Genomic DNA, 6478 nt, shown 5'->3' on the forward strand with positions numbered 1-6478 from the left:
GTCGTCGCGGTCTTCCAGTGGGGCTGGCTCGGCTCGGTCTTCGGGGTGGAGCAGACCGGCCCGATCATGTCGATGATGCCGATCTTCATGGTGGGCGTCGTCTTCGGTCTGGCCATGGACTACGAGGTCTTCCTGGTCACCCGCATGCGTGAGGCGTACGTCCACGGCGAGCGGCCGGGCCAGGCCGTCGTGACCGGCTTCCAGTACAGCGCCCGGGTGGTCGTCGCCGCGGCCGTCATCATGATCGCGGTGTTCTCGGGCTTCATGGGGGCCACCGAGCAGATGGTCAAGATGATCGGCTTCGGCCTGGCCATCGCCGTCTTCTTCGACGCCTTCATCGTCCGGATGACCATCGTCCCGGCCGTCCTCGCGCTGCTCGGCCACAAGGCCTGGTGGCTGCCGAAGTGGCTGGACCGCATCCTGCCGAACGTGGACGTGGAGGGCGAGAGCCTGCGCAAGCACCTCGACGAGTCCGCGAAGGGCTCCGACGGCTCCGACGGCTCGGAGGGTCCGGACAAGGACCGCGAGCTGGCCAAGGTCTGACCGCGGCCGCACCGCCCGTACGAAGGACCGGCCCCGCACCTCATCGGTGCGGGGCCGGTCCCGTTTTCGTCGTGGGGTGCTGCGCCTAACGGGTGGCGGCGGGCGCGGGCGCGTACGTACGGCGCAGGAAGCGGCGCAGCGCGGCGATGTCGAACTGGACGACCGCGACGCCCTCGGGGGAGTGGAACTCGACGACGGCCTGGACGCGCCCGCAGGGCCACACGCGCACGTCGCCGGTCCCGGTCGGGGCCTGCAGGCCCGCCTCCAGGAGGGCGCGGGGGAAGACCCACTCGTTGTCCGTGCCCTCGGGGGAGAGGTCGGCCGGGAAGACGATCCGGACGGCCAGGGGCTCGGCGGGGACGAAGCGCAGGGCGACCGGAATGGCCCGGTAGAGCGGATCGTCGGTGATCACGCGGGCGCGCACCCGCTCCTCGACGAGGCCCGCGGTGGCCGTCGCCGGGGCGGTGGCGGTGGCGGTCGCGGTGGCACCTGCGGATGGATTCTCGGCGGTGGCTGACATCGACAAGACTCCTCGAATCGGAACATATGCGTCCGTATTGCCCCCAGCCTCGCACATTCCCACGAATCCGCACGGGTCTATTTGTGGCGGGGACGCTCTTGCCAACGGTTTGCAATTGGGCACTATTCTTGAACGGTTAAAGATTTGTCGGTTCAACGGACCGCAGGAAGCGGAGCAAAACCATGCATGTGCCCGACGGCTTCATCGATGCCCCCGTCTCCATCGCCGCAGGTGTCGCCGCCGCCGGAGCCGTGGCCGTCAGCCTCCGGGGTGCCCGCCGGGAGCTGGACGAGCGCACCGCGCCGCTCGCCGGACTCGTCGCCGCCTTCATCTTCGCCGTGCAGATGCTGAACTTCCCCGTGGCCGCCGGCACCAGCGGCCACCTGCTCGGCGGAGCCCTCGCCGCGATCCTCGTCGGCCCCTGTACGGGTGTGCTGTGCGTGTCCGTCGTCCTGCTCATGCAGGGCGTCCTGTTCGCCGACGGCGGGCTGACCGCGCTCGGCGTCAACGTCTGGACCATGGCCGTCGTGACCGTGGTCGTCGCCTACGCCGTCTTCCGCGGCCTGGTCAAGCTGCTGCCCCGCGGCCGCCGCTCGGTCACCGCGGGCGCCTTCGCCGGAGCACTGCTCTCGGTGCCCGCCGCGGCCGCGATGTTCACCGTCTTCTACGCCCTGGGCGGCACCACCGACGTACCGCTCGGCAAGGTCTTCGGCGCCATGGTCGGCGTCCACGTCCTCATCGGCCTCGGCGAGGCCGCCATCACCGCCGCCACCGTCGGCGCCGTGATCGCCGTACGCCCCGACCTCGTCCACGGCGCCCGCGGCCTGTCCACCCCGCTCAAGCTGCGCGTCGACGGCGAGCTCGTCGACGCCCCGGCCGCCCCGGCCGCCGCCCCGGTCTCCCTCGCCGCCCGCTCCACGAAGCCCGTGTGGATCACCGGCCTGGTCACCGCCCTCGCCCTCGCCGGCTTCGTCTCCTTCTACGCCTCCGCCAGCCCCGACGGCCTGGAGAAGGTCGCCGCCGACAAGGGCATCGACCAGAACGTCAAGGAGCACGCCGCCGCCGACTCCCCGCTCGCCGACTACAGCGTCAAGGACGTCTCCGACGCCCGCCTCTCCGGCGGCCTCGCCGGCGTCATCGGCGTCGGCGCGACCGTGGCCGTGGGCACCGGCGTCTTCTGGACCGTCCGCCGCCGCCGCGGCGCCGACCTCACGGCCGCCTCCACGGCCGTACCGACCGCCTGACATGGGCGCCGGCCACGCCCACAAGCTCTACCGGCACGGGCACTCGCCCGTCCACGAGCTGCCCCCGCACTGCAAGCTCGCCGCGACCTTCGCCTTCGTGGTCGTCGTCGTGTCCACACCGCGCGAGGCGGTGTGGGCCTTCGGCCTGTACGCCGTCCTCCTCGCGGCGGCCACGGCCGTGGCCCGGATCCCGGCCGGCTTCCTGCTGCGCCGACTGCTGATCGAGGTGCCCTTCGTCGCCTTCGCCGTCCTGATGCCCTTCGTGGCACAGGGCGAGCGGGTGGAGTTCCTGGGCATGTCGCTGAGCGTCTCCGGCCTCTGGGGCGCCTGGAACGTCCTGGCCAAGGGCACCCTCGGCGTGGCCGCGTCCGTCCTGCTCGCCTCCACCACCGAACTGCGGGCCCTGCTGCTGGGCCTGCAGCGGCTCAAGCTGCCGCCGCTGCTCGTGCAGATCGCCTCGTTCATGATCCGGTACGGCGACGTGATCACCGACGAGCTCCGGCGGATGTCCATCGCACGGCGCTCCCGGGGCTTCGAGGCCCGCGGCATCCGGCACTGGGGCGTCCTCGCCAAGACGGCCGGCGCCCTGTTCATCCGGTCCTACGAGCGCGGCGAGCGGGTCTACCTCGCGATGGTCAGCCGCGGCTACGCCGGCTCGATGCCGGTGATCGACGAAGTGGCGGCCACCCGCGCCCAGTGGGCGTACGCGTCCGCGCTCCCGGTGACGGCACTGGCCGTCTGTCTGATGGGATGGACCCTGTGAACGCACCCACCGCGCCCTCGCTGGAAGTCTCCGGCCTCGCCTACGCCTACCCCGACGGCCACCAGGCCCTCTTCGGGGTCGACCTGAGCGTCGGGCGCGGTGAGCGCGTGGCCCTGCTCGGCCCCAACGGCGCCGGCAAGACCACCCTCGTGCTGCACCTCAACGGGATCCTGAGCGGCGGCGTCGGCAGCGTGAGCGTGGCCGGGCTGCCCGTGGAGAAGCGCAACCTCGCCGAGATCCGCCGCCGCGTCGGCATCGTCTTCCAGGACCCCGACGACCAGCTCTTCATGCCGACGGTGCGCGAGGACGTGGCCTTCGGCCCGGCCGCCGCCGGAATGCGCGGAGCCGAGCTGGAGGCGCGGGTGCGCGAGGCGCTGGAGCTGGTCGGGATGGCCGCCTTCGCGGACCGGCCCCCGCACCACCTGTCCTTCGGGCAGCGCCGCCGGGTCGCGGTGGCGACCGTCCTGGCCATGCGCCCCGAGATCCTGGTGCTCGACGAGCCGTCCTCCAACCTGGACCCGGCCTCGCGCCGCGAGCTCGCGGACATCCTGCGGTCGCTGGACGTCACCGTGCTGATGGTGACGCACGACCTGCCGTACGCGCTGGAGCTCTGCCCCCGCGCGGTGGTCCTCAGCGAGGGGACCATCGTGGCGGACGGGCGCACGCAGGAGCTGCTGTGCGACGAGGAGCTGATGCGGGCGCACCGGCTGGAGCTGCCGTTCGGGTTCGACCCGAGGTCGGTGTCGGTGGGATGAGCACGCCGGTGGCATAAGCGCGGGGCGGTGGTTGTTGCACCGCCCGTGAACGTGAACATCCAGGGTGAGGTGGCGGAGGGCTACGAGGCCGTCCGCGAGGCTTTCGTACGCAACTTCGAGGTGCTCGGGGACCGGGGTGCGGCCGTGTCCGTGTACCGGGACGGCCGCAAGGTCGTGGACCTGTGGGGCGGCACCGAGGACGCGGACGGCGCGGAACCCTGGACCGCCGGCACCGCGCAGGTGGTCCGCTCGGCGACCAAGGGCGTCGCGGCCGTGGTGCCGCTGCTGCTGCACCAGCGCGGGCTGCTCGACCTGGACGCGCCCGTGGCCTCGTACTGGCCGGAGTTCAAGGCGGGCGGCAAGGAGCGGGCGCTCGTACGGGACCTGCTCGCGCACCGCGCCGGGGTGCCGGCGCTGGACCGGGGGCTGACCCCGGCCCAGGCGGTGGACGGGCGGTCGGGCGCCGGGGCGGTCGCCGCGCAGCGGGCCTTCTGGGAGCCCGGCACCGCGCACGGCTACCACGCGCAGACGTACAGCTGGCTGCTGTCGGAGCTGGTGCTGCGGGTGACGGGGGAGTCGCTGGGCCGGTGGCTGGCGCGCGAGGTGACCGGGCCGCTGGGCCTGGACTTCTGGATCGGCCTGCCGGAGGAGCAGGCCGGGCGGGTGGGCCGGGTCGCGCCGGTGGAGCCGCCGGAGTCGGCGGGAGCGCTGAAGCTGCGGCCGCGCAGGAACGTTTCGGAAGCCTATGCCGACCCCGAATCGCTGACCCGGCGGGCCTTCGCGGCGATCGATCCGCTGCCGGACGAGAACGCCCCCGAGTACCGCGCGGCCGAGCTGCCCGCGTCGGCGGGCATCGGCACGGCACGGGCCCTGGCGGGCCTGTACGCGGCGCTGCTCTCCGACACGCAGGACGGCGCGCGCCTGTTCGCGCCGGACACCACCGCCCTGGCGGGCCGCGAACTGTCCGCCGGACCGGACCGGGTCCTGGTGGTCAACACGCGCTTCGGCCCGGGCTACATGCTGCACGGCCCGGCCTCGCCACTGCTGTCCCCGGCCTCCTTCGGCCATCCGGGGCGCGGCGGCTCCCTGGCCTTCGCGGACCCGGAGGCCGGGATCGGCTTCGGCTACGTCACCAACGCCCTGGCCAAGTCGGTCACCGCCGACCCGCGGGCCCAGGCACTGGTCCGCGCCGTCCGCTCCGCGCTCTAGAGGTTCTCACCGGGCCCCGTCCGCCACCCGGGAAAGTGCGTCGACCGGTCCGGGCGGGGAGCGCTAGCGTCGGCGTATGACGACCACCGCGCATCCCCTCTTCGCCGAAGCCCTCGCCGCGCTGGGGCTCGAACCGGACGTACGGAGCTTCCCCGACGGCACCCGGACCGCCGCCGACGCGGCCGCCGCCATCGGGTGCGAGCTCAGCCAGATCGTGAAGTCGCTGATCTTCGCCGCGGACGGGGTGCCCGTCCTGGTGCTCATGGACGGGGCCTCGCGGGTGGACGTGGAGGCGGTGCGCCGGGAGCTCGGCGCCGCGGCCGTGACCCGGGCGGACGCGGCGCTGGTCCGCGAGACCACGGGCTACGCCATCGGGGGCGTCCCGCCCTTCGGTCACCGCACCCGCACCCGGGTCCTCGCGGACCGCTCCCTGCTGGCCCACGAGGAGGTCTGGGCGGCCGCCGGGACCCCGCACACGGTGTTCCCGATGGCCCCGCGCGAGCTGATCCGGCACGCGGGGGCCGTACTGGCCGACGTACGGGAGGCCTGACCGCGCGGGGCGGACCCGCACCGGGCGGACCCGCGCGGCCCGTGCCGCGCGGTTACGCCCCCCTGGGTCAGCCCGCGTTCAGTACCGCCGCCACGATCGGGCCGGCCGCGTCGCCGCCGTGCCCGCCGCCCTGGACCATCGCGGACGCCGCCACGTCACCGCTGAAGCCGGTGAACCAGCTGTCCGGGTTCTGCGCGCCGTCGACCTCGGCCGAGCCGGTCTTCGCACCCTTGTCGGAGCCGCCGACCGACGCCATCGCGCCGCTGGCCGTACCGCTGGTCGCCGTCAGCTTCATCATCCGCACCAGCTGCGCCGTCACCGCGGGCTTCATCGCCCGGGTGGCCTTCGCGAGCTGGCGCCCGTCCACCGAGGCCTTGACGACGACCGGCTGACGGAACACCCCGCTCCTGGCGGTCGCCGTGATCGAGGCCATGGTCAGCGGGTTCATCTGGACCTCGCCCTGCCCGATGTACGCGGCGGCCGCCGACGGGCCGGTGGCGTCCGGGACCTTGCCGTCGACGGTGGGGATGCCGACCTTCCACTCCACGCCGATGCCGAAGACCTCGCGGGCCTCCTTCGGGAGCGCGTTGATGTCGCCGACCGGCTTGATCTGCTTGATGAAGGCGGTGTTGCAGGACTGCGCGAAGCTCGTGGCGAAGGGCTCGTTGTCGAGCTTGAAGCCCTTCAGGTTCTTGAAGGTCCGGCCCTCCCAGGAGACCTCCGCCGGGCACTCGGCGACCTTGTCCGCCGCCACCAGGCCGCGGTCCAGCAGCATCGCGGAGGTCACGATCTTCATCGTGGAACCGGGTGCGCGCGCCCCGCTGATGGAGGCGGGGAACCCGTCCGAGCGGTGGTCGGCGATGGCCAGGACGTAGCCCGTGCTGGGCTGGACGG

Annotated in this window: 8 protein-coding genes; 6 read left to right on the plus strand and 2 right to left on the minus strand. The window is 73.2% G+C overall.

Annotated features, from left to right (window positions below; translation table 11 throughout):
* Positions 1 to 543, plus strand: a 543-nt coding sequence (locus ACWGDE_RS34390) for an MMPL family transporter (protein ID WP_453392984.1), incomplete at its 5' end; no start/stop codon positions are given.
* An 85-nt stretch (positions 544 to 628) separates the two neighbouring features.
* Here the strand turns inward: ACWGDE_RS34390 and ACWGDE_RS34395 are convergent.
* The gene (locus tag ACWGDE_RS34395) at positions 629 to 1063 is read right to left on the minus strand and encodes an SsgA family sporulation/cell division regulator (protein ID WP_453392985.1); all 435 of its coding nucleotides are present in this window, start codon (positions 1061 to 1063) and stop codon (positions 629 to 631) included.
* A 182-nt stretch (positions 1064 to 1245) separates the two neighbouring features.
* On the opposite strand from ACWGDE_RS34395, the gene ACWGDE_RS34400 reads away from it, so the two are divergent.
* The 5 genes from ACWGDE_RS34400 to ACWGDE_RS34420 all read left to right on the plus strand — a co-directional run bounded on the left by ACWGDE_RS34400 (position 1246) and on the right by ACWGDE_RS34420 (position 5584).
* Complete coding sequence (locus ACWGDE_RS34400) at positions 1246 to 2307, plus strand: energy-coupling factor ABC transporter permease (protein ID WP_453392986.1); 1062 nt, start codon at positions 1246 to 1248, stop codon at positions 2305 to 2307.
* 1 nt (position 2308) lies between these two features.
* The gene (cbiQ, locus tag ACWGDE_RS34405; protein WP_453392987.1) at positions 2309 to 3070 is read left to right on the plus strand and encodes a cobalt ECF transporter T component CbiQ; all 762 of its coding nucleotides are present in this window, start codon (positions 2309 to 2311) and stop codon (positions 3068 to 3070) included.
* Positions 3058 to 3825 carry an energy-coupling factor ABC transporter ATP-binding protein gene (locus ACWGDE_RS34410; RefSeq protein ID WP_453392988.1) on the plus strand — a complete coding sequence of 256 codons (768 nt, stop codon included), beginning with the start codon at positions 3058 to 3060 and terminating at the stop codon, positions 3823 to 3825. The genes cbiQ and ACWGDE_RS34410 overlap by 13 nt, the downstream gene beginning before the upstream one ends.
* A 45-nt stretch (positions 3826 to 3870) precedes the next feature.
* Complete coding sequence (locus tag ACWGDE_RS34415) at positions 3871 to 5034, plus strand: serine hydrolase domain-containing protein (RefSeq protein ID WP_453392989.1); 1164 nt, start codon at positions 3871 to 3873, stop codon at positions 5032 to 5034.
* A gap of 76 nt (positions 5035 to 5110) precedes the next feature.
* The gene (locus tag ACWGDE_RS34420; RefSeq protein WP_453392990.1) at positions 5111 to 5584 is read left to right on the plus strand and encodes a YbaK/EbsC family protein; all 474 of its coding nucleotides are present in this window, start codon (positions 5111 to 5113) and stop codon (positions 5582 to 5584) included.
* A 67-nt stretch (positions 5585 to 5651) separates the two neighbouring features.
* Here ACWGDE_RS34420 and ACWGDE_RS34425 read toward each other — a convergent pair.
* Positions 5652 to 6478, minus strand: an 827-nt coding sequence (locus tag ACWGDE_RS34425; protein WP_453392991.1) for a penicillin-binding transpeptidase domain-containing protein, incomplete at its 5' end; no start/stop codon positions are given.

The sequence above is a fragment of the Streptomyces sp. NPDC054956 genome (assembly GCF_053609185.1).

Bases quoted from the DNA above. Each gene is read 5' to 3' on its own strand.
- ACWGDE_RS34395 (WP_453392985.1), bottom strand. From the start codon at position 1,063: ATGTCAGCCACCGCCGAGAATCCATCCGCAGGTGCCACCGCGACCGCC.
- ACWGDE_RS34400 (WP_453392986.1), top strand. From the start codon at position 1,246: ATGCATGTGCCCGACGGCTTCATCGATGCCCCCGTCTCCATCGCCGCA.
- cbiQ (WP_453392987.1), top strand. From the start codon at position 2,309: ATGGGCGCCGGCCACGCCCACAAGCTCTACCGGCACGGGCACTCGCCC.
- ACWGDE_RS34410 (WP_453392988.1), top strand. From the start codon at position 3,058: ATGGACCCTGTGAACGCACCCACCGCGCCCTCGCTGGAAGTCTCCGGC.
- ACWGDE_RS34420 (WP_453392990.1), top strand. From the start codon at position 5,111: ATGACGACCACCGCGCATCCCCTCTTCGCCGAAGCCCTCGCCGCGCTG.